23 protein-coding genes are annotated in these 20,879 nt (G+C 74.4%); 5 read left to right on the top strand and 18 right to left on the bottom strand.

Annotated elements, in window-relative coordinates; genetic code table 11:
• Window positions 1–182: 182 nt before the first annotated feature.
• The 8 genes from mutM to rsmD form a co-directional block, all read right to left on the bottom strand.
• A complete protein-coding gene (gene mutM / locus ABZ807_RS09060) occupies window positions 183–1,040 on the bottom strand; it encodes a bifunctional DNA-formamidopyrimidine glycosylase/DNA-(apurinic or apyrimidinic site) lyase (protein WP_357154582.1) in 858 nt (285 codons plus the stop codon).
• Window positions 1,033–1,824, bottom strand: a complete 792-nt coding sequence (gene rnc / locus ABZ807_RS09065) for a ribonuclease III (protein ID WP_357154585.1) — start codon at window positions 1,822–1,824, stop codon at window positions 1,033–1,035. The genes mutM and rnc overlap by 8 nt, the downstream gene beginning before the upstream one ends.
• A 51-nt stretch (window positions 1,825–1,875) precedes the next feature.
• Window positions 1,876–2,829, bottom strand: a complete 954-nt coding sequence (locus ABZ807_RS09070; RefSeq protein WP_357154799.1) for a phosphate acyltransferase PlsX — start codon at window positions 2,827–2,829, stop codon at window positions 1,876–1,878.
• Window positions 2,830–2,966: 137 nt separating this feature from the next.
• Window positions 2,967–3,140, bottom strand: coding sequence for a 50S ribosomal protein L32 (rpmF, locus tag ABZ807_RS09075; RefSeq protein ID WP_357154587.1), 174 nt, complete (start codon window positions 3,138–3,140; stop codon window positions 2,967–2,969).
• A gap of 5 nt (window positions 3,141–3,145) precedes the next feature.
• Entirely contained in the window at window positions 3,146–3,709 is a 564-nt protein-coding gene (locus ABZ807_RS09080) for a YceD family protein (RefSeq protein WP_357154589.1), read from the bottom strand.
• A 110-nt stretch (window positions 3,710–3,819) separates the two neighbouring features.
• Window positions 3,820–4,317: a hypothetical protein gene (locus ABZ807_RS09085; protein ID WP_357154591.1), complete on the bottom strand. Its 498-nt coding sequence runs from the start codon at window positions 4,315–4,317 to the stop codon at window positions 3,820–3,822.
• A gap of 135 nt (window positions 4,318–4,452) precedes the next feature.
• Window positions 4,453–4,941: a pantetheine-phosphate adenylyltransferase gene (coaD, locus tag ABZ807_RS09090; protein ID WP_357154593.1), complete on the bottom strand. Its 489-nt coding sequence runs from the start codon at window positions 4,939–4,941 to the stop codon at window positions 4,453–4,455.
• Window positions 4,938–5,501 carry a 16S rRNA (guanine(966)-N(2))-methyltransferase RsmD gene (gene rsmD / locus ABZ807_RS09095; RefSeq protein WP_357154595.1) on the bottom strand — a complete coding sequence of 188 codons (564 nt, stop codon included), beginning with the start codon at window positions 5,499–5,501 and terminating at the stop codon, window positions 4,938–4,940. Before rsmD ends, coaD begins: the two co-directional genes overlap by 4 nt.
• A 15-nt stretch (window positions 5,502–5,516) precedes the next feature.
• Between rsmD and ABZ807_RS09100 the strand changes: the two genes are divergently transcribed.
• Window positions 5,517–5,690: a hypothetical protein gene (locus ABZ807_RS09100; protein WP_357154597.1), complete on the top strand. Its 174-nt coding sequence runs from the start codon at window positions 5,517–5,519 to the stop codon at window positions 5,688–5,690.
• 306 nt (window positions 5,691–5,996) lie between these two features.
• Complete coding sequence (locus tag ABZ807_RS09105) at window positions 5,997–6,941, top strand: LPXTG cell wall anchor domain-containing protein (RefSeq protein WP_357154599.1); 945 nt, start codon at window positions 5,997–5,999, stop codon at window positions 6,939–6,941.
• Between the two features lie 393 nt (window positions 6,942–7,334).
• On the opposite strand, the gene recG is transcribed toward ABZ807_RS09105, so the two are convergent.
• A complete protein-coding gene (gene recG / locus ABZ807_RS09110; protein ID WP_357154600.1) occupies window positions 7,335–9,536 on the bottom strand; it encodes an ATP-dependent DNA helicase RecG in 2,202 nt (733 codons plus the stop codon).
• Window positions 9,533–11,158 (bottom strand): DAK2 domain-containing protein, encoded by a 1,626-nt coding sequence (locus ABZ807_RS09115; RefSeq protein WP_357154602.1) that lies wholly within the window; start codon window positions 11,156–11,158, stop codon window positions 9,533–9,535. The genes recG and ABZ807_RS09115 overlap by 4 nt, the downstream gene beginning before the upstream one ends.
• A 339-nt stretch (window positions 11,159–11,497) precedes the next feature.
• On the opposite strand from ABZ807_RS09115, the gene rpmB reads away from it, so the two are divergent.
• A complete protein-coding gene (gene rpmB / locus ABZ807_RS09120; protein ID WP_088963534.1) occupies window positions 11,498–11,689 on the top strand; it encodes a 50S ribosomal protein L28 in 192 nt (63 codons plus the stop codon).
• 247 nt (window positions 11,690–11,936) lie between these two features.
• On the opposite strand, the gene ABZ807_RS09125 is transcribed toward rpmB, so the two are convergent.
• Both ABZ807_RS09125 and ABZ807_RS09130 read right to left on the bottom strand, forming a co-directional pair.
• Window positions 11,937–12,398, bottom strand: coding sequence for a GNAT family N-acetyltransferase (locus ABZ807_RS09125; RefSeq protein WP_357154604.1), 462 nt, complete (start codon window positions 12,396–12,398; stop codon window positions 11,937–11,939).
• 28 nt (window positions 12,399–12,426) lie between these two features.
• Window positions 12,427–13,365, bottom strand: coding sequence for a thiamine-phosphate kinase (locus ABZ807_RS09130; RefSeq protein WP_357154606.1), 939 nt, complete (start codon window positions 13,363–13,365; stop codon window positions 12,427–12,429).
• A 122-nt stretch (window positions 13,366–13,487) separates the two neighbouring features.
• Here ABZ807_RS09130 and ABZ807_RS09135 point away from each other — a divergent pair, with 122 nt between their 5' ends.
• A complete protein-coding gene (locus ABZ807_RS09135; RefSeq protein ID WP_013284547.1) occupies window positions 13,488–13,721 on the top strand; it encodes an Lrp/AsnC ligand binding domain-containing protein in 234 nt (77 codons plus the stop codon).
• Between the two features lie 9 nt (window positions 13,722–13,730).
• Window positions 13,731–14,357: a DUF3515 family protein gene (locus ABZ807_RS09140; protein ID WP_357154801.1), complete on the top strand. Its 627-nt coding sequence runs from the start codon at window positions 13,731–13,733 to the stop codon at window positions 14,355–14,357.
• A gap of 109 nt (window positions 14,358–14,466) precedes the next feature.
• On the opposite strand, the gene ABZ807_RS09145 is transcribed toward ABZ807_RS09140, so the two are convergent.
• The 6 genes from ABZ807_RS09145 to ABZ807_RS09170 all read right to left on the bottom strand — a co-directional run bounded on the left by ABZ807_RS09145 (window position 14,467) and on the right by ABZ807_RS09170 (window position 20,855).
• On the bottom strand, window positions 14,467–15,567 hold the full coding sequence (locus ABZ807_RS09145) for a D-alanine--D-alanine ligase family protein (RefSeq protein ID WP_357154607.1): 1,101 nt from the start codon (window positions 15,565–15,567) through the stop codon (window positions 14,467–14,469).
• Window positions 15,568–15,838: 271 nt separating this feature from the next.
• On the bottom strand, window positions 15,839–16,891 hold the full coding sequence (locus ABZ807_RS09150; RefSeq protein WP_357154609.1) for an ROK family protein: 1,053 nt from the start codon (window positions 16,889–16,891) through the stop codon (window positions 15,839–15,841).
• 154 nt (window positions 16,892–17,045) lie between these two features.
• On the bottom strand, window positions 17,046–17,837 hold the full coding sequence (locus ABZ807_RS09155) for a putative protein N(5)-glutamine methyltransferase (protein ID WP_357154611.1): 792 nt from the start codon (window positions 17,835–17,837) through the stop codon (window positions 17,046–17,048).
• A 138-nt stretch (window positions 17,838–17,975) separates the two neighbouring features.
• On the bottom strand, window positions 17,976–19,118 hold the full coding sequence (locus tag ABZ807_RS09160) for a cystathionine gamma-lyase (RefSeq protein ID WP_357154613.1): 1,143 nt from the start codon (window positions 19,116–19,118) through the stop codon (window positions 17,976–17,978).
• Window positions 19,115–20,122 (bottom strand): NAD(P)H-dependent glycerol-3-phosphate dehydrogenase, encoded by a 1,008-nt coding sequence (locus ABZ807_RS09165; RefSeq protein WP_357154615.1) that lies wholly within the window; start codon window positions 20,120–20,122, stop codon window positions 19,115–19,117. Before ABZ807_RS09165 ends, ABZ807_RS09160 begins: the two co-directional genes overlap by 4 nt.
• Window positions 20,123–20,189: 67 nt before the next feature.
• On the bottom strand, window positions 20,190–20,855 hold the full coding sequence (locus ABZ807_RS09170; protein WP_357154803.1) for a lysophospholipid acyltransferase family protein: 666 nt from the start codon (window positions 20,853–20,855) through the stop codon (window positions 20,190–20,192).
• Window positions 20,856–20,879: the final 24 nt, after the last annotated feature.

The following is a 20,879-nucleotide window of genomic DNA, read 5'->3' on the forward strand; positions in this document are numbered from 1 at the left end:
GCCGACGGTGCTGACGCTAGGGAAAAAGGGCGTTCGGAACATCAGGGATCGGCCCCGGCTCGTCCCGGACGCGGCCGACCCTGTCCCTGCGGGTCAGCCGGAGGGGACGGACGGGCAAATCGGACCGGAATCGGGGGCACGCCGGGAGCGGCACACCGGCGCAACCCCGAGCCGGCTCGGGGTCACCCCTTCAGGGCGCCCCGGGGCCTCGGCTGGCAGCGCGGGCAGCTGTACGAGGACCGGTTCATGAACGACTCACGACGGATCGGCGCGCCGCACCGCCGGCAGGGCTCACCCTCGCGCCCGTACGCGTTGAGCGACCGGTCGAAGTAGCCGCTCTCGCCGTTGACGTCGACGTAGAGCTCGTCGAAGCTGGTGCCGCCCTGGATGATCGCCTCGCCGAGCACGTCCCGGACGTGGCCCAGCAGCCGGGTGGCCGCCGGCCCGGTCAGCGCGTCGGTCGGGCGGGCGCCGTGCAACTTCGCCCGCCAGAGCGCCTCGTCGGCGTAGATGTTGCCCACCCCGGAGATCAGCGTCTGGTCCAGCAGTGCCCGCTTCACCTCGGTACGCCGCCGGCGCAGCGCCGCCACGAACCCGGCGTCGGAGAACTCCTCGTCCATCGGGTCCCGCGCGATGTGCGCGATCTCCGTGGGCAGCTCGGCGCCGCCCTCACTGACCGAGAGGCCGCCGAAGGTGCGCTGGTCGACGAAGCGCAGCTCCGGACCGTCGTCGGCGAACCGGAACCGGACCCGCAGGTGCAGCTCGTCGGCCGCCCCGACCGGCTGGAGCAGCAGCTGGCCGGACATCCCCAGGTGACCGACCAGGGCGTCGCCGCTGTCCAGCGGCAGCCAGAGGTACTTGCCGCGCCGGCGTACGTCGGTGACGGTGCGGCCGGCCAGCACGTCGGCGAAGTGGGCCGCGCCGGGGACGTGCCGGCGGACGGCGCGCGGGTGGCGCACCTGGACCGAGGTGATCCGCCGGCCGGTGACCCACTGGGCCAGGCCCTGCCGGACCGTCTCGACCTCCGGCAGCTCAGGCACGACCCAGCCCCGCCTCAGCGGGGTCGGTGGCCGCACCGGTCTCCGCCGCCGCCCGCTCGGCCTGCTCCCGCTCGGCCTGCTCGGTCAGCTCCCGCCAGGCCGCGTCGGCCGCCCGCTGCTCAGCCTCCTTCTTGCTCCGCCCCTCGGCCCCGCCGTAGCGGTTGCCGGCCACCACCACCCAGGCGGTGAAGGTCTTGAGGTGGTCCGGCCCGGTGCCCTCGATGCGGTACTCCGGGACGCCCAGCCCCAGCGCGGCGGTGAGCTCCTGGAGGCTGGTCTTCCAGTCCAGCGCGGCGCCCCGGCCGGCCGACTCCGCCATCAGCGGGTCGAAGAGCCGGTGGATGACGATGGCGGCGGTGTCCAGGCCGTACTGGAGGTAGATCGCACCGAGCAGCGCCTCCAGGGTGTCGGCGAGGATGCTCGCCTTGTCCCGGCCGCCGGTGCTCTCCTCGCCCTTGCCCAGCAGCAGGTACGCGCCGAGCCCGTCCGGCCCCAGGCCACGCGCCACGTCGGCCAGGGCGCGCATGTTCACCACGCTGGCCCGCAGCTTGGCGAGCTGCCCCTCGGGCAGGTCCGGGTGGTTGCGGAAGAGCGCGGTGGTGATCACCACACCGAGCACCGAGTCGCCGAGGAACTCCAGCCGCTCGTTGGTGGGCAGGCCGCCGTTCTCGTACGCGTACGAGCGGTGGGTGAGCGCGCGCTCCAGCAGTTCGGGGTCGAGCGTCACCCCGAACGCCGCCTCGAGGTGACCGACGGGAGCACGCCGTCGCTTGTCGTTCGTCATGGGCTTACCTCTTCGTTGGGACTGCCGGGGGCGCGAACCCCGTCCGCGCGCTCACGGGCGTACCTCGTTGGTGCGGTCACCGGCCGGCGACGGGACGGCGGTGCCGTCGAGCAGCGCGCGGACCCGGTCGCTGGCGCCACGCCGCCACAGGTGGGCGGCGAGGGCGATCCCGGAGGCGACGTCGTCGGCCCCGGCGGCGCCGTGGCACACCACCACCGTCCCGGCCACCCCGAGCAGGGCCGCCGCGCGGGGGGCGCCGCCGCTGGCGGGCGGGCCGCCGGCCATCGCGTACGCGCCCTCGATCGCCTTGAGCAGCACGTTACCGGTGAACCCGTCGGTGACCACCACGTCAGCGCGCGCGCCGAGGGAGACGTCGTACCCCTCGACGAGACCGACGTAGCGCGCCCCGCAGGGCAGCGGCGCGGCGACGAGCAGGGCGTCGGCGGCCCGACGGGGGCGGTCGCCCTTGCCGGCCTCCGTGCCGACCGACAGCAGGCCGACCCGGGGCCGGTCGACGGCGTGCGCGACCGCGGCGTAGGCGGCGCCGAGCACGGCGTGCCGGGCGAGGGTGACCGGGCGGGGTTCCAGGGAGCCGCCGACGTCGAGCAGGACCACCGGTCCGGCGACGGCCGGCAGGGTGGCCACCAGGGCCGGCCGGCGGACGTCGGTCCAGCGGCCGAAGCCGAGCGCGGCGGCGGTGACGGTGGCGCCGGTCGAACCGGCGGAGACCAGCGCGTCGGCGGCGCCGTCGCGGACGGCGGCGACGGCCGCGTGGACGGTGCTGTCGGCGCGCGGCTCGTGGTGCGCGGGACCGGCGGCGGCCCGCACCGGACGGACCGAGGTCCGGGCGCGCTGCGCCGGGGTGAGGGCGTCGGTCACCGCGGCCGCGACCTCGGTCGGGCCGACGAGCAGCAGGTGCAGGTCCGGATCGGCGCGCACGGCTCGCAGAGCGCCGTCAACCACGACGGCGGGGGCATCGTCCCCGCCGAGGAGGTCAACGGCGATCCGCGCGGTGCCCGGCTCCGCCGCAACGCCGGCCGGAGCAGGCCGGCCGGCGTCGGAGCGAGCCGGGGTACCGGGCGATCGCCAGGGTGCGCGCGCCACCCGACCCGTGGTCGGGGGCGTCACTCGGCGTCCAGGTCTCAGACGTCCAGGACCTGGCGGCCGTTGTACGTGCCGCAGACGGAGCACGCGGTGTGCGGCAGCTTGGCCGACTTGCACTGCGGGCAGGCCACGGTCGCAACCACGGCCGCCTTCCAGTTCGCCCGGCGGGACCGGGTGTTGCTGCGCGACATCTTGCGCTTCGGGACGGCCACGGTTCCTACTCCTCTGTACGGTTCAGTTGCGACAGGCCCGCCCAACGCGGGTCGATCTGCTGGTGGCTGTGATCGGCCGGCAGATCGTCCCAGTGCACCCCGCACTCGGGGCACAACCCTGGGCAGTCCTCCCGGCAGAGCGGGTTGGTCGGCAGCGTCAGCACCACCGCGTCCCGCAGCGCCGGCTCCAGGTCGATCAGATCGCCCTGCATCCGGCCCACCTCGTCCTCGTCGGTCGTGTCGTCCGTGGTGCTGTTCTCGTACGCGTACAGCTCCTGGACATTCACGACCACCGAGTCGTTGATCTCGCGCAGGCACCGCCCGCACTCGCCCCGGACGGGACCGCTGATGGTCCCGGAGACGAGCACGCCCTCGGACACCGACTGCAACCTCAGGTCGAGGTCGAGGTCCGCGCCCTCCGGCACGCCGATCAACTCCACGCCGAGGTCCGCCGGTGCCGGGGCGACCCGCTTGACCGTACGCAACGCGCCAGGCCGGCGCGGCAGGTCCCTCGTGTCGAGGACCAGCGGCGACCTGGGGTTGAGTGTCGATGGCGAGCGTTTGGGCATAGTCAGACTCCGGCCGGTGAGAGGCCGACAAAAAAGGTTACCTGGGCGACCACCGGACCGTCGAACCGGGGGCGACGCCCACCTGAGCATGTCGGCTGGTGAGGTGCCGCTCAGAAGGGTAGCGGGCGTTCCGCCTCGTCCCCACCGAAGGTGCCGATCTCCCGCAGCGCGTGCATCTTGTCCCGGCCACGCTCGATCGAGGCCAGCGCCCGGGTGAGGAACTGCTCGAAGTTGGCCAGCGCGGTGTCGACGTAGTCGTCGACCTCCTCACGCAGCCGCTGCGCCTCGGCCCGGGTCTCGGCGATGATCCGGGCCCCCTCGTGCTCCGCCGACACGGTGATCTCGTTCACCGAGACCAGGCGGGCGTGTTCCGCCTCACCCTCGCTGATGATCCGGTCGGCCTCCCGCTTGCCGGCCTCCATGATCTTGTCCCGCTCCTCCAGCAGCGCGGCGGCCCGGCGCAGGTCGGCGGGGAGTTCGACGCGCAGCTCGTCCAGGGCCTCGATCATCTCGCCCCGGTCGACCATGCAGTTGTTCCGCGACATCGGGACGGAACGGGCCTGCTCCACCAGGGCGATCAGTTCGTCGATGCGATCGAGCGGGTCCACGGGCCCTCACTCCTGTCGTTCGTCGGCCGACCTCCATGATGCGGGCTACGGCCGGATTCCCGCTCCACTCATGATGTCGTGTGCGGGCGAGCCTCGCCCCATCCACCCCGGCGCGTCGTGTCGCGCGGGGGGCGGTCAGCCGCGGGCGGACGGACCGAGGCGGGCCTGGAGCTCCGCGCGGACCCGGTCGGGCACGTGCGCCGAGATGTCGCCGCCCCACTTCGCCACGTCCTTGACCAGGCTGGAGGAGAGGAACGAGTAGAGCGGGTTGGTCGGCATGAACAGCGTCTCGACCCCGGCGAGGCCGATGTTCATCTGGGCCATCTGCAACTCGTAGTCGAAGTCGCTGACCGCCCGCAGGCCCTTGATCAGCACGCTGGCCTCCTGCGCCCGGCAGAAGTCGACCAGCAGGCCGCGGAAGGACTCCACCCGGACGTTGTCGTACGAGGAGGTCACCTCGCGGAGCATGGCGATCCGCTCCTCGACGGTGAACAGGCCGCTCTTCGACTGGTTCACCAGCACGCCGACGATCACCTCGTCGAAGAGCCGGCTGGCCCGTCCGATGATGTCGAGGTGTCCGTTGGTGACCGGGTCGAACGAGCCGGGACATACCGCACGTCTCATGATCGGCGACCGTACCAAAGCGTGGTCTCGCCGTAACGGCGACTGCGCTCGCCGGTGATGCCCTCCACCCAGGCGACGGGGCCGGTACGGCCGGAGCGCTCCACCACCACCAGGGCGTCGGGGGCGAGCCAGTCGTGCGCGACCAGGGCGGCCAGCATCGCGGTGATCTCGGCGTCGGACACCGCGTACGGCGGGTCGGCGAAGACCACGTCGTAGGGCTCGTCGCCGGGACCGGCCGCGAGCACGCCGGTCACCTTGCCGGCGACCAGCCGGGCGGCCGGCGCGGCCCGGAGCACGGCGACGTTCTCCCTGATCACCCGGGCGGCACGCGGGTCGGACTCGACCAGCAGCACGTGCTCGGCGCCCCGGGAGAGCGCCTCCAACCCGACCGCGCCGGACCCGGCGTACAGGTCGGCGAAGCGGGCGCCGACCAGGTCGATCTCGGCCTGCACCGCGCTGAACAACGCCTCGCGGACCCGGTCGGAGGTGGGTCGGGTGCCGGCGCCGGGCGGCGCGGCGATCCGCCGGCCGCCGAGCGTGCCGGCCACGATCCGGGTCACGGTCTCCCCCTGCTCATGGAGATGACGCTACGCGACGGGCGGGCCGACCCGGTCGACACCGTGCGTCCCGGCCGGGTGGCCCGACGATCACTTTCCGGCGGCATCGCCGCGGTGGCACTTGCCCTGCTGGCGGCCGGCGCGGTGCTCTTCGTCGTGGCGCGACGCCGACGGATCCGCTTCACCGCCTGATCCACTGTGGTCCCTTGCCGGCGCGCCGACCGACCGGTCGGCGCGCCCGCACGCGTACCGGTCGTCCACGATGGAGATGTGCAACCGTCCGGTGACGCTTGGTAGATCGATAATCTCGAAACGGCAACGAACTCGTCCGGGTTCGGGGCGGTCCGCTACCCGTCGGTATGGTCGTTCGGCGCGCACGTGCTCGCTCGAGCGCGCCCGCGGCCCCAGGGAGGCCCCGCTGAGCCACGACCGCTCGGTCGCGCCGACTCCCGCCTCCCAGCCGCACACCCCGCGAACCTCCCCCCGTCAGGAGTACACGTGAACCGCCTGAAGTTCCGGCGCGTCGCGGCGATCGCCGCCGGCACGCTGATCGGCCTCGCCGGCGTCGCGACGGTCGCCGGTCCCGCCATGGCCCACCACCCCGAGCCCTCGGGCACGTACTGCGCCCAGCCGGACGGCAAGGTCACCGTCAACTGGACCGTCGGCAACAGCGAGACCGACCTCGAGGGCACCATCACCAAGCTCGAGTCGACCGTCCCGGGCGACTTCACCGGTGCCCTGGCGCTGAACGCCAAGCTCCCCAAGAAGGGCGACGGCCCGCTGACCGGCACCCAGTCGCACACCTTCACCGGCGAGCTGCCGGAGCTCAAGCTGACCGTCGAGGCCCGGTGGGAGCGGGGCGACCGCATCATCACCGAGGAGCGCACCGTCACCGCGAAGCCCGCTGGCGACTGCGCCCCGGCCGAGTCGCCGACCCCGGAGCCGACCAAGACCCCGGAGCCGACCAAGACCCCCGAGGCCACCCCGTCGCCGTCGACCAGCGGCAGCCCGACCGCGTCGCCGTCCAGCCCGGCCACCACCACGCCGCCGAGCGAGCCGGAGGAGCCGGTGTTCCGGCTCGAGGAGACCTGCGACGAGATGACCTTCATCGTGGAGAACCCGGCGAAGGGCATCCCCTTCACCGCCACGCTCACCACGGAGAAGGGCGTCACCAAGAAGCTCGAGTCGACCCCGGGCAAGACCAGCTCGGTCAGCTTCGACGCGTACCAGGGCCTGAAGGTCACCGTCTCCTACGACGTGGTCGAGGGCTCCGAGACCATCGAGTACACCCAGCCGAAGAACTGCGACAAGGGTGAGGGTGGCAGCCTCCCGCTCACCGGCGCCGCCACCGGTGGCATCGCCGCCGGCGCCGTCGTGCTGCTGGCCGCGGGCGCGATCCTGTTCGTGGTGGCCCGCCGCCGCCGGGTGCGCTTCACCGCCTGAGCACCACCTGCCTGAAGCCGAGGGCGCGTCGACCGACCGGTCGGCGCGCCCTCGCGCCGTTCCCCGGGGGGTGGATGTCGGCGCGACGCCGTTGGCGGGCCCGGTCGGTGAGCGTCTCGCTGAGCGCGCCCGCAGAGGCCGGGCCAGACACCACTCGCACGCCCTTTGGAGCTGATGACGTGAACGATTCGCCGGGGCGAATGCGCCAAGGCGGGCACGGGACGTCGGCGCCGTCGGCCTCGGGGGCTCCGTCACGGAGCAAGCCGGGGCCGAGCCGATCGGGGACCAGGCGGCACGGCCTGAATCGTTGACGTCATCAGCTCCAAAGGGAGCTCGACAGTGGTTCGGGGTGGCCGGCGCCCCTCGGACAGGACCGGCAGCCTGACCCGCCGGTCACCCCTTCTCCAGGTATTCCGCCCGTTCCTCGTCCACCAGCACGGCGACCGAGACGGCCAGCGCCGGGTGCCGCTCCAGCTCCGGGTCCTCCTCGACCAGGGCGATCGCCTCGGCGCGGGCGTCGCGGATCAGATCGGCATCGCGCAGCAGCGACAGCAGCCGCAGGTGGGAGCGGCGCCCGGACTGGGTGGCGCCGAGCACGTCGCCCTCCCGGCGCTGTTCCAGGTCCAGTTCGGCCAGCTTGAAACCGTCCGTCGTGGAAGCCACGGCGTCGAGGCGGTCCCGGGCCGAGGACCCCTCGGCCGCCTCGGTCACCAACAGGCAGATCCCGGGGGCGGTGCCCCGACCCACCCGGCCGCGCAGCTGGTGCAACTGGGAGACGCCGAACCGGTCGGCGTCCAGCACGATCATCACGGTGGCGTTGGGCACATTGACGCCGACCTCGACCACGGTGGTGGCGACCAGCACGTCCAGGTCGCCGTCGGCGAAGGAGCGCATCACCGCGTCCTTCTCGTCGGCCGGCAGCCGGCCGTGCAGGACGCCGATCCGCAGCCCGTGCAGCGGCCCCTCGGCGAGCAGCGGCGCCACCTCGGTCACGGCCAGCGGGGGCCGCCGCCCGTTGTCGTCCTCCCGCGGCGGCTCCTCCTCCGTTGCCGGTCCGTCACCGATTCGCGGGCACACCACGTACGCCTGGTGGCCGGCGGCCACCTCCTCGCGCAGCCGGCGCCAGGCCCGGTCCAGGAAGGCCGGCTTCTCCGCGGCCGGCACCACGTGCGAGGCGATCGGCGAGCGGCCCTGCGGCAGCTGGGACAGGGTGGAGGTCTCCAGGTCGCCGTAGACCGTCATCGCCACCGTGCGCGGGATCGGAGTCGCGGTCATCACCAGCACGTGCGGCGGCTGGTCGGCCTTGGCGCGCAGCGCGTCCCGCTGCTCGACGCCGAACCGGTGCTGCTCGTCGACGACCACCAGGCCGAGATCCGCGAAGTCCACCCCCTCGTAGAGCAGGGCGTGGGTGCCGAGCACGATGCCGGCCCGCCCCTCGGCGACCTCGGTCAGGGCTCGCCGCCGGGCCGCCGCCCCCAGCGAGCCGGTGACCAGCTCCACCCGGGTCGCGTCGTCGGCCGCGCCCAGCTCACCAGCCATGGCCAGCGGGCCGAGCAGGTCGAGCATGCCCCGGTGGTGCTGCGCGGCGAGCACCTCGGTCGGGGCGAGCAGCGCCGCCTGCCCCCCGGCGTCGACCACCTGGAGCATGGCCCGCAGCGCCACCACCGTCTTGCCGGAACCCACCTCGCCCTGCAGCAGCCGGTGCATGGGGTGCGGGGTGGCCAGGTCGGCGGCGATCTCGACGCCCACGTCCCGCTGGCCGGTCGTCAGCTCGTACGGCAACCGGGCGTCGAACGCGTCGAGCAGCCCGCCGCGCTTCGACGGCCGGGGCCGGGCCGGCCAGCAGGCGGCACGGTGTTTGCGCTGCACCAGGGTGAGCTGCACGGCGAACGCCTCGTCCCACTTGAGTCGGCGTCGCGCCCGGTACAGCTCCTCCTTGCTGGACGGGCGGTGGATCTCCCGCAGCGCGGTGCCGATGCCGACCAGGTTGCGGCTGGCCCGCACGGGCACCGGCAGCGGGTCGTCGGGCGGGGTGAAGGTGTCCAGCACCACCCGGACGCAGCGGGCGATCACCCAGGTCGGCACGGCCGCGGCGGCCGGGTAGACCGGGATCAGGGCCCCGGCGAACTCCTCGATCTCCTCGTTCGCCGCCGCCTCGGCGTCGCCGCCCTCGCCGAGCAGGACGTACTCCGGGCCGTTGAGCTGCCGCTTGCCCCGGAACTCGGTGACCTTGCCGGCGAAGAGCCCCCAGCGACCGGGGCGCAGCTCCCGCTCCCGCCACGCCTGGTTGCCGAAGAAGGTCAGGGTGAGCACGCCGCCGGAGCCGTCGCCGACGGTCACCTCCAGCAGGTTGCCCCGGCGCTGGCGCATCGGCCGCACCGCCGTGCGCTGCACCTGGGCCAGCACGGTGACCTGCTCGCCCACGTCCAGGGAGCGGATGTCGGTGTGCTCGCCGCGCTCGTCGTACCGGCGGGGGAAGTGGTAGACCAGGTCACCGGCGGTGTGCAGGTCGAGGTGGCTGGCCAGGGCCTTGGCCGTCTTCTCCCCGACCAGCTTCTTCAGCGGCGTGTCCACCATGGACGGCTCGGACGTCATTCGACCCCCACCAGGAGCGGATAGTGCGGCTGGCCGCCCGGGTACGCCTGCACCTCGACGAACGGCCAGCGCCGGCCGACATGCGCGCGGACCGCCTCGGCGAGGCCGTCGGGGGCGTCCGCGCCGATGAGCAGGGTGACCAGCTCGCCACCGCCGCCCAGCATCCGGTCGACCACCGCGGCGCAGGTGTCGACCAGGTCGGCACCGATCAGGTGCACCTCCCCCTCCACCAGCGCCAGCACGTCACCGGGGCGGCAGGGGCCGGCCACGGTCAGCGCCTCGCGGCGGGCGTGGCAGACCTCGGCGTACCGGCAGGCCCCGGCGGCCTCGGCCATCGCGATGACGTCGTCCTCGAAGCGCCGCTTCGGGTCGCGCACGGCGAGCGCGGCCAGCGCCTGCACCGGCGAGCGGGTCGGCACCACGCTGACCTTGACCCCCAGCCGGTGCGCCTCCATGGCGGCGGCGCTCGCCACGGCCTGGGTGTTCGGGTCGTTGGGAAGCACCACCACCCGGGCCGCGGCGGTGGCGCGGATCGCGTCCACCAGCTCGCCGGTGGACGGGTTGCCCGGCACCACCATGGCGCCCTCGCCGGCGAAGAGCTGCGCGATGCCCGCGCCGGCCGCGACCACCACCGCCGCCCGGCCGTCGGCGGCCGCGCCGGGCCGGGGGGCCGGCGCGGTCTGGTCGGCGAAGCGGGTCACCGAGATCCGGTACGGCCGGCCGGCGACCACCCCCGCCTCGACCGCGGCGCCCACGTCGTTGACGTGCACGTGCACGTTCCAGGTGGTGGAGGCCGCCGGTGAGGCGCCGTCACCGACCACCACCAGCGAGTCGCCCAGCGCGGCCAGCTCGGCCCGCATCCGGGCCACCGCCCCGTGGTCGGCGTCGAGCAGGAACTGCACCTCGTACGCGTACTCCTCGGAGCCTGCCTCGCGGATGGTGGTGAGCGGCGGTCGAACCACCCGGGTCACCGGCGCCGGCCGGGGTGGGCTCTCCCCGGTGATCACCTCGACCAGCGCGTCGAGCAGGAGGCACAGCCCCCGGCCGCCGGCGTCGACGACGCCGGCCCGGGCCAGCTCGGGCAGCTGCTCCGGGGTGCGGACCAGGGCGCGGGCCGCCTCTCCCGCCGCCGCCCGGGCCACCGTGCGCAGGTCGTCGCTGTCGGCCTGCTCGGCGGCCGCCGCGGCAGCGGCCACGACGGTGAGCAGCGTCCCCTCCACCGGGCGGGCGACCGCCGCGTAGGCCGCGGTGGCGGCGTCGCGCAGCGCGGCGGCCAACTCCCGGCCGCCGACGGCGGGGACGGCGGCGAGCGCGTCGGCCAGGCCGCGCAGGATCTGCGACAGGATCACCCCGGAGTTGCCCCGGGCGCCGAGCAGCGCCCCCCGCGCCATCAGCCGCAGCGCGTGCCCGTGCGCGGTGGGCCCGTCCCCGGGAAGCGTTTCGAGGTCCATCGCCAGCGCCTGCTGGGCGGAGGTCAGGGTGAGCACCATGTTGGTGCCGGTGTCGCCGTCGGGAACAGGGTAGACGTTCAGGTCGTCGATCTCGCCCTGGTGGCGTCGCAGCGCGGCGAGCCCACTCGCGCACCACCGGCGCACCGCGGCGGCGTCGAGGGTGTCCAGCACGGCCAGAAGCCTACTGTCGCGCACCGACACCCGCCGGGGTCGGCCGTCCTCCCCCGGCGTGTCCCCCACCCCGCCGGCCGGCGCAGCACGAGGCCCCGGCGAGCACTACCCTCATGGCGGCGTCCCTTCGTCAGGCTTCCATCGCCGGGCGGGACGTCCGGGCCGGCTTCCATCGCCGGGCGTGCCGGGCGGGATGTCCGGGCCGGTGGCCCGCCGCACATCGGAACCGGCCCGCCCGGGCCGGTTGGTCCGGCGCCCGGGCCATCGGGTAACCTGGCCAGGTTGCCCGGGCAGCGCCTGCCGGCGACCTCATGAACGTTTCAATCCCAGGAGTATCCCGTGGCTAGCGTGTGCGACGTCTGTGGCAAGGGGCCGGGCTTCGGCCACAACGTGTCCCACTCGCACCGGCGGACCAACCGCCGCTGGAACCCGAACATCCAGTCGGTGCGTACCCCGGCCGGTGGCGGTAACACCAAGAAGATGCAGGTCTGCACCTCGTGCATCAAGGCCGGCAAGGTCACCCGCGCCTGACGCGGTAACGCCCCCAGCTCGAACATCCGCCAGTACCGGCGGGCCGTCACGGTCCGTCGGTACTGGCGTGTCCGGGTCCGCCCGCTCCGGCCCGGTGACAGGTCACCGACGTCCCGCTGGCCCGCCCCGGACGCCCGACTACCGGGATGCGGGCCAGTACGCCGTCCCGGCCGCCGCCCGCCTGGCCGACCGGCTCGGCCCGGCTGAGCCGGGCCCCGGCCGGGCCGTCAGCGGCCCGGGCCGCGGGTCAGAGGGTACGGCCGAAGGAGAGGCAGCCCGGCGCGTCCCGGTAGAAGCCGAAGTTGGGGATCGGCTCGTACCCGGCCGAGGTGTACATGGCGATCGCCTCGGGCTGCCTGTCGCCGCACTCCAGGATCATCCGCTTGCGCCCGTGGTACCGGGCGGACTCCTCGACCGCGGCCAGCACCGCGCGGGCCACGCCGCGCCCCCGGGCCGCCGGCGCGGTGTACATCCGCTTCAGCTCGGCGGTGTCGTCGCCGTGGCTGCGCCAGCCGCCGCAGCCGACCGGCTCGCCATCCAGGTGGGCGATGAGGAAGGCACCCTGCGGGGGGACGAACTCGGCCGCGTCGACCGGCGTGTCGTCGCCGCTGCCGCCGTACCGCTGGCCCAGGTCGGCCAGCGCCGCCCGGATCAGCGCCTGCGCCACCGGCGAGTCGAAGCCCAGCGCGCGAATCTCGATCTCACTCACCGGTAAAGGGTACGACCGGCAGCGGCCGTTACCGGAAGTGATCCCAGCCGGCCGGGCCGTCATATTTCTCACCGTCGACGGTGACGCCCGAGCCCTCCACCACCCGGCCGACCGGCCGCCACTGCGCCGGCAGGGCCACCGACCGGGGGAAGGTCGCGGCCAGCGCGTGGTCGTCGCCACCGCCGAGGATCCACGAGTACGGGTCGACGCCGAGCGCCTGCGCGGCGTCGCGCATCTGCTGGGGCACCTCGAAGGCGTCCCGGTGCACGTCGACGCCGACACCGCTGGCCTTCGCCACGTGCCCCAGGTCGGCCAGGAGCCCGTCCGAAATGTCGATCATGGCGGTGGCGCCGAGCCGGGCGGCGTGCGGCCCGGCGGCGTACGGCACCTCCGGCCGCCGGTACGCCTCGACCAGCAGCCGGGGGGTGCGGAACCCGCGGGAGAGCACGGTCAGCCCGGCCGCCGCCCAGCCGCTGCGTCCGGCCACCGCGACCACGTCCCCCGGCCGCGCCCCGGAGCGGACCACCGGCGGCCGGCCGCCGAGGTCGCCGAGGGCGGTGACGGCGATGGTCAGGGTCGGGCTGGCGGACATGTCCCCGCCCACCACGCTCGCCCCCACCGTGGCCGCCTCCGCGGCCAGCCCGTCGGCCAGCTCCTCCGCCCAGCTCGTCTCCAGGTCCGCCGGCATGCAGAGGGCGACCAGCAGCGCGGTGGGGGTGGCGCCCATCGCGGCGATGTCGGCCAGGTTGGCCGCCGCCGCCCGGTGGCCGATGTCCCGCGCCCCGGACCAGTCCCGCCGGAAGTGCCGCCCCTCGACCAACACGTCGGTCGACGCGGCGACCCGCGCGTCCGGGGCGGCCACCACCGCGGCGTCGTCCCCCGGGCCGAGCAGGCAGCCCGATCCGTACGTCAGCCGGGCGGTGACCCGATCGATCAGGCCGAACTCCCCGACACCCGCGACACTCATGTCACTCCCTCGCCGCGCTCGCTCACTGCTTCCCCTCGACCACCGATAGGGATCACGCCTGCTCCGTAAGGTAGTTTCACCCTTCGGGCCGCCCACGGGCGGCGACGGACGGAGGTCGAGTCGTGGTACAGGCGTACATCCTCATCCAGACCGAGGTCGGCCGGGCGCGTGACGTGGCCGGCCTGATCGCGGACCTTGCCGGCGTGGTACGGGTCGACGCCGTCACCGGGCCGTACGACGTGGTGGTGCTCACCGAGGCGAACACCGTCGACGAGCTCGGCAAACTCATCGTCAGCAAGGTGCAGATGGTGCCCGGCATCACCCGCACCCTCACATGTTCGGTGGTGCGCCTGTAAGTGGACGAGATCACTTCCTCCCAGACCGCCGGCGCGAAGCCGGCCGAGCCGACCGCCGCCCGCAGGCCGGGCCGGGACCGGTCGACCCGCCGGGCCGCGCTGTTCGCCACCCTGGTCGCGGTGCCGGTGACGGTGGCCGTGGCCGGGTTCACCTTCGCCAAGCTGGCACCGGACTCCCCGGCCGCCGAGCCCAGCCCGACCGCCAGCACCGCCCGCGCGCAGTCCACCGCCCCGGTCGAGATGGCCGCCCCGGCGCTGGACGCCCGCCCGGCCACCGTCTGCCGGGCGCTGATGTCGCAGCTGCCGCCGTCGGTACGGGACCTGGCGCAGCGTCCGGTGACCGCCGGCGCCGAGCAGAACGCCGCGTACGGCGACCCGGCGCTCACCGTGGCCTGCGGCGGCGCGGAGCCGTCCTTCCCCGCCACCGCCGATGTCTGGACGGTCAACAAGGTCTGCTGGTACGCGGCCGAGGAGGCCGACGCCACCGTGCTCACCACCGTCGACCGGGAGACCGCGATCCGGGTGACCGTGCCCCGCGCGTACGACCAGCCGTTGCAGTGGATCGCCCCGATCTCCGACGTGGTCGTCGCCTCCGTCCCGTCCGCCGGCCCCGCCCCCGCCGGCTGCACCGCCTGACTCACCCCACCCCGGGCACACTTTCACGGAAAGAGTGAACTTCCACGCACGGGAGGCCACTCTCTCCGTGAAAGAGGGCCGATTTTGGGGTACGGGTGCCGGGGCGGGGTCAGCGGGGGCCGGTATCGCGGTGCAGGGCGGTGCGGATCAGGCGGTTGACCAGCTTGGGGTACTCCAGGCCGGAGGCCGCCCACATCCGGGGGAACATCGACGTCGGGGTGAAGCCGGGCATCGTGTTGATCTCGTTGAGGTAGACGTCCAGCTCCGGGGTGACGAAGAAGTCGACCCGGGCCAGGCCGGAGCAGTCCAGCGCGGTGAAGGCCCGGGTGGCGTACTCCCGCACCTGCCGGGTCACCTCGTCCGGCAGCCCGGCGGGGATGTCGTACTCGCAGGCGTCGTCGATGTACTTGGCCTCGAAGTCGTACCAGTCGTGGCCGGAGACCACCCGCACCTCGGCCAGCACGGACGCCTCGGGCGCCCCGCCGGCCTCACCCTCCAGCACGCCGCACTCGATCTCCCGGCCGGCGATCGCGCCCTCGACCAGCACCTTCGTGTCGATCTCGCGGGCTCCTGCGACCGCCGCATCGAGCTGCGCCCAGTCGTCGACCTTGGTGATGCCGAACGACGAGCCGGCCCGGGACGGCTTGACGAAGACCGGCAGGCCGAGCCGCTCCTTGTCCCGCTCGCTGAGCGTCATCCCGTTGCGCAGCACCGCGTACGGGCCGACGGGGATGCCCTCGACGGCGCAGAGCTTCTTGGTGAACTCCTTGTCCATCGCCGCGGCCGAGGCGAAGACGTTCGCGCCCACGTACGGGATGTCGGCCATCTCCAGCATGCCCTGGATGGTGCCGTCCTCGCCGTACGCCCCGTGCAGCACCGGGAAGACCACGTCCACGTCGGCGAGCGCCCGCGGACCTTCGGCCGGGTCGAGCACCATCAGGCCGCCCGCGGTCGGGTCGGCGCGGAGCACCACCTCGGTGCCGGAACCGGCGGTGACCTCCGGGAGCTTCCGGTCGGCGATGGCGAGCCGGCTCGGGTCACCGCTGGCCAGCACCCACTGCCCCTGGCGGGTGATGCCGACCGGCACCACCTCGAACTCGTCGGGGTCCAGCGCGCCGAGCACGCTGCCGGCGCTGACGCAGGAGATGCCGTGCTCGGGGCTGCGGCCGCCGAAGACGATCGCCACGCGGGTCTTGCCTGGGGTGGTCACTGGGTCACCTCTCGGTACGCGGCTGCGGAGCCGCCAGCGGCGCTCACCCGGTCGACCTTACTGTGGGTGGCGGCGCGCCGATGGTGATACCCGGGAGGACGCGTAGCTGCCTCGCAAACAGTCACCCGTACCGATACGGTGCGTGGTCGGCTCAGTCAGCACCGGCGGGGACGGCGCCGTGTCGGCGGCCGACGGCGACGACCTTCACCCGCTGTCGCCCGGCGCGTTCCGGTACGCAAACTTCTTGATCAACCCGATGGGTGTCAGGGGGTCAGGTGGCGAGGGTGGGGTGGGGGGTGGGGGCGGCGCGCAGGGTCTCCAGGGCGGCGATGGCCACGCCCCGCGCGCCGGCCATGTCACGGTCGGGGACCAGCGCGAAGGTGGCCACCGCGGCCTGCTCCGCGCGGAGCACGGTGTGCTCGCGCACGGTCGCGAGGAACCAGTCCCGGAACTCCGGCGCCGCCTCCACCACGCCGCCCCCGACGAAGTACGCGTGCGGGTCGGTGAAGTTGGCCGCGATGGTGAACAGCCGGCCGAGTGCCGCCGCCTGCTGGGCGAAGACCTCCCGGGCCAGCTCGTCGCCGCGCTCGGCGTACCCCCGCAGCAGCTTGGCGGCCCGGGCGGCCGGCTCGGCCGCGAGCGGATGGCCGGGGTGGCGGGCCAGCCAGTACGGCAGCAGGCTGCGCCGGATCCCGGTCAGCGAGGCGATGCTCTCCGCATCCCCGACGAAGCCGCAGGCGCAGGTCGGCTCCGGCTGGCCGGGGGCGAGCAGGCCGGTCAGCGGGATGTGCACGTGCCCGAACTCGCCGGCCATCCCCGCCGCCCCGGTCACCACCCGGCCGTTCTCCACCACGCCGCCGCCCAGCCCGGTGCCCACGATGGCCGACACCGAGGACCGGGCCATCGCGTACGGTCCGAAGTGGACGTGATGGGCGTAGAGCGCGGCGGCGTTGCCGTCGTTGTGGTAGACCACCGGCAGGCCGAGCCGCCGTTCCAGGGCGCCGCGCACGTCGTACCCGTGCCAGGCCGGCTGGGCGAAGTTGGTCGACCCCCGGGAGGAGATCACCCCGGTGGCGCTGGCCGGCCCCGGCGTGTCCAGCCCCACCGCCCGCACCAGCTCGCGGGGCACGCCGGTGTGCGCGAGGACGCCGTCCAGCGCGCGGGCCAGCGCCTCGATCGCCGCCTCCGGGCCGGCCTCGACCTCGCTGGGGATCTCCAGCAGCCCGTCGACCAGGAAACGGCCGTCCACAGTGAGCACGGTGGCGTTGTCGCTCGTGCCGCCATTGTCCAGACCGACCACCACCGGCACGTCCACGCCGCCCACCGCCACCGCCTCCCGCCCGCACCTGATGCGAGGCTAGTTCCCGTTTCCCGCACCCGCCAGGCCGCGAACGGTCATCCACCGCGACGACCCGGCGACGCGCCGGGCCGCCCACCGGCCGACGCGCGAAACCGGTGGGCCCGGCCGGTGGGCCCGGTCAGCCCGGCCGGCAGGCGGTGACCGCGGTGGCCTCCCACTCCGGCGCGCGCACCACCGTCGGCAGCAGACCCAGCGCGCTCATCGACGCGCAGAGCGCGTCCGCCTGGCCGTCGCTGATCTCGACCACCAGGTGGCCACCGGGCGCCAGCCAGTCCACCGCGCCGGCCGCCACCCGGCGCAGCACGGCCAGCCCGTCCGCCCCGCCGTCCAGGGCCACCGGCGCCTCATGCAGCCGCGCCTCGGCCGGCAGCAGCGCCACCGCCTCCGTCGGCACGTACGGGGCGTTGGCCACCACCAGGTCGAGGCGGCCCCGCCAGGCCGGCGGGAGCGGGTCGTACAGGTCGCCCCGCAGGACCGGCACATCCCGGCCAGCGAGGTTGCGGCAGGCGCAGGCCACCGCGGCCGAGTCCACGTCGACGGCGGCGAGCCAGCGGGGGGCGAGCCGCCCGGCGAGCGCCAGGGTGGTGGCCCCGGAGCCGCAGCAGAGGTCGACCACCACCGGCGCCGGCCCGGCAACCTGGGCCGCGGCCTCCACCAGCAGGGCGGTACGCGCGCGGGGCACGAAGACGCCGGGGTCGACGGCGACCCGAAGCCCGCAGAACTCGGCCCACCCGAGCAGGTGTTCCAGGGGAACGCCCGCGACCCGGCGGTCGACGAGCGCGGTCAGCGCCTCGGCGGAGTCGGCGGCGGCGAGGAGCAGTTCCGCCTCGTCCTCGGCGTAGACGCAGCCGGCGGCGCGCAGCCGCGAGACGAGGGCGGTACGGTCGGAGTGGAACGTGGTCGGTGCCATGGGGTGCCTTTCGGGAACGCTCGTCGGCGCTCCCGGCCGTCGCCTAGCGGTGCGACGGGGACTCGGAGGGGAGCGCCGTTCCTGCTGTCGGGCGGATCGGACTCACCTCCTCGGGTCGGGGCCTCCTGCGGGCCGGCATCACGATAGCGGACGGACCGCCCCGGCGGCGTCCAGCGCGGCGGCGATGTCGGAGACCAGGTCGGCGGTGTCCTCGACCCCGCAGGAGAGCCGCACGAAGCCCGGCGCCGTGTCGTCGCCCCACTGCGCCCGCCGGTCGGCGGTGGTGTGCAGGCCACCGAAGGAGGTCGCGGCGGCGACCAGCCGGGCGGCGGCGACGAACCGGCCCACCCGGTCGGCGTCGCCGAGGTCGAAGGAGACCACCCCGGGCATCCGCCGCATCTGCGCCGACGCCACCGGGTACGCCGGGTCCTCCGGCCGCCCCGGCCAGCGCAACCCGGTCACGTCGTCCCGCCCGGCGAGCAGCTCGGCGACCGCCGCCGCGTTGGCGGACTGCCGGGCCAGCCGCAGGTCGAGGGTGGCCAGTGACCGGTGCGCCAGCCAGGCGTCGAAGGCCCCGGGGACCGCACCGGTGGTGGTGCGCCAGGCGGTCAGCGTCTCCAGCAGCTCCGCCGAGCGGGCCGCGACGTAGCCGAGGAGCAGGTCGGAGTGCCCGGTCAGCGCCTTGGTGCCGGAGGCGACCACCAGGTCGGCGCCGAGGTCCAGCGGGCGCTGCCCGAGCGGGGTGGCGGTGGTGTTGTCGACCACGAGCAGGGTGCCCGCGGCGTGCGCCCGCCCCGCGAGCGCGGCGACGTCGGCCACGTCCAGGCCGGGGTTCGCCGGGGTCTCCAGCATCAGCAGACGGACGCCCTCGAACGACGGGTACGGCCCGACGGTCGGCACGAACCCGACCCGTACCCCCAGCTGTTCCAGGGTGGCGGTGGCGAAGGCGCGCACCGGGAAGTACCCGTCGGCGGGAAGGAGCACGGTGTCACCGGGCCGCAGCACGGCCAGCAGCAGCCCGGTGATGGCCGCCTGCCCGGAGGCGAAGACGCGGCAGTCGCCCCCCTCCAGCTCGCCGATGGCCGATTCCAGCAGCCGGCGGGTCGGGTTGTCCGGCCGGCCGTAGCCGTTCGCCGCGGCGGCCGGCCCCTCCCAGGGGTCGAGGTGGTAGGGCGCGGCGAAGACCGGCCCGGGCAGAAACGGGTCCCCCGGCGCAGGCTCCGGCAGTCCGGCGCGGACGCAGCGGGTGCCGTCCCGCCACTGCGGCGCGGCAGCGCTCACTCGTACGACTCCGGCTTGGCGGTGCGGCTCATCAGGGCGTCCACGGCGAGCCGGGGGTCCATGCCCTCGTGGCAGATCCGCTCGATCTGCTCGGTGATCGGCATCTCCACCCCGTGCGCCCGGGCCAGGTCCCGGATGGCCAGGCAGCTCTTCACGCCCTCGGCGGTCTGCCGGGTCGCCGCCTGCGCCTGCTCCAGCGTCTCCCCCCGGCCGAGGTGCTCGCCGAAGGTGCGGTTGCGGGCCAGCGGCGAGGAACAGGAGGCGACCAGGTCACCCATGCCGGCCAGGCCGGCGAAGGTGATCGGGTCGGCACCGAGTGCCACGCCCAGCCGGGCGGTCTCGGCGAGCCCGCGGGTCATCAGCATCGCCCGGGTGTTGTCGCCGAACCCCATCGCGGTGGCGATCCCGTACGCCAGGGCGATCACGTTCTTGACCGCCCCGCCCAGCTCGCAGCCGATCACGTCGTCGTTGGTGTACGGGCGGAAGTACGGCGTCCGGATCGAGGACTGCACCAGCGCGGCGCGGCGCGCGTCGGTGCCGGCGACCACGGTCGCGGCGGGCTGCTCGGCGGCGATCTCGGGGGCCAGGTTGGGGCCGGAGACCACCACCACCCGGTCCGGGCTGACCCCGGCGGTCTCCACGATCACCTCGCTCATCCGCTTGGTGGTGCCCAACTCGATCCCCTTCATCAGGGAGACCAGGGTCGAGTCCGGGGCGAGGTGGCCGGCCCAGTCGGCGAGGTTGCCGCGCAGCGTCTGCGAGGGCACCGAGAGCACCACCAGCTCGGCGCCGGAGATCGCCTTGGCGGCCTCGCCGGTCGCGGTGACCCGTTCGGGGAGCCGCAGGTCGGGCAGGTAGTCCGGGTTGCGCCGGTGGGCCCGGATGGCCTCGGCCACCGACTCCCGCCGGGCCCAGATCGTCACGTCCCGGCCGGCGTCAGCGAGGATCTTGGCGAAGGCGGTCCCCCAGGAACCGGCTCCCAGCACCGCCACGTGGCCGCTCATGCCGTCGCCTCCCTTCGGTCGGCAACACCATGAGGCACCGACGCACTACGCTGGTCGATCCGCTCGCTCATTCGGTCACCTCGGGAGTACGCGGACGGGCGGGACGTTCCCACAGCGGGGGCGGCGTGCCACCCCGGATGCCGGCGAGCAGGTCGCGCAGGCTCAACATGATCTCGTCGGTCATCTCTTCCAGCACCACCCGGGTCGGGGTGGCGCCCGCCCACCGGCTCAGGTCGACCGGCTCGCCGGCGACCACGGTCACCGGGATGCGGGGCCGCAGACCGAAGCGGCTGGTCCGCGGATCGAACAGCTTCTCCGGGCCCCACATCGCGATCGGGATGACCGGCGCGCCGGTGGCCAGCGCCAGCCGGGCCGCCCCGGTCTTGCCCTTCATCGGCCACAACTGCGGCTCCCGGGTGGTGGTGCCCTCCGGGTAGATCACCACCGCGCCGCCGGAGTCGAGCGCGGCGATCAGCTTGTCCAGCGACTTGACCGCGTCGGCGGTGCCGCGTTCCACCGGGATCTGCTTGCAGCGGTGCAGGATCCAGCCGATCACCGGCACCCGGAACACGCTGGCCTTGCCGAGGTACTGCGGCCAGCGGCCGGCATCGTAGATGAAGTGCGCGGAGACCAGCGGGTCGGCGTGCGAGATGTGGTTGGGCACGATGATGATGCCGCCGTCACGGCGCAGCTGCTCGGCGCCGCGCCCGGTGCGCCGGGTCCAGGCCAGCATCAGGGGCTTGACCAGCGCCACGGC

Source organism: Micromonospora sp. NPDC047548, assembly GCF_040642975.1.
Classification (GTDB): Bacteria; Actinomycetota; Actinomycetes; order Mycobacteriales; family Micromonosporaceae; genus Micromonospora.

Excerpts from the sequence above, each read along its gene's own strand:
- rnc (WP_357154585.1), bottom strand. The coding sequence starts at position 1,824 with ATGACGAACGACAAGCGACGGCGTGCTCCCGTCGGTCACCTCGAGGCG.
- ABZ807_RS09080 (WP_357154589.1), bottom strand. The coding sequence starts at position 3,709 with ATGCCCAAACGCTCGCCATCGACACTCAACCCCAGGTCGCCGCTGGTC.
- coaD (WP_357154593.1), bottom strand. The coding sequence starts at position 4,941 with ATGAGACGTGCGGTATGTCCCGGCTCGTTCGACCCGGTCACCAACGGA.
- ABZ807_RS09100 (WP_357154597.1), top strand. The coding sequence starts at position 5,517 with ATGGAGATGACGCTACGCGACGGGCGGGCCGACCCGGTCGACACCGTG.
- recG (WP_357154600.1), bottom strand. The coding sequence starts at position 9,536 with ATGACGTCCGAGCCGTCCATGGTGGACACGCCGCTGAAGAAGCTGGTC.
- ABZ807_RS09130 (WP_357154606.1), bottom strand. The coding sequence starts at position 13,365 with ATGAGTGTCGCGGGTGTCGGGGAGTTCGGCCTGATCGATCGGGTCACC.
- ABZ807_RS09155 (WP_357154611.1), bottom strand. The coding sequence starts at position 17,837 with ATGGCACCGACCACGTTCCACTCCGACCGTACCGCCCTCGTCTCGCGG.
- ABZ807_RS09165 (WP_357154615.1), bottom strand. The coding sequence starts at position 20,122 with ATGAGCGGCCACGTGGCGGTGCTGGGAGCCGGTTCCTGGGGGACCGCC.
- ABZ807_RS09170 (WP_357154803.1), bottom strand. The coding sequence starts at position 20,855 with ATGCTGGCCTGGACCCGGCGCACCGGGCGCGGCGCCGAGCAGCTGCGC.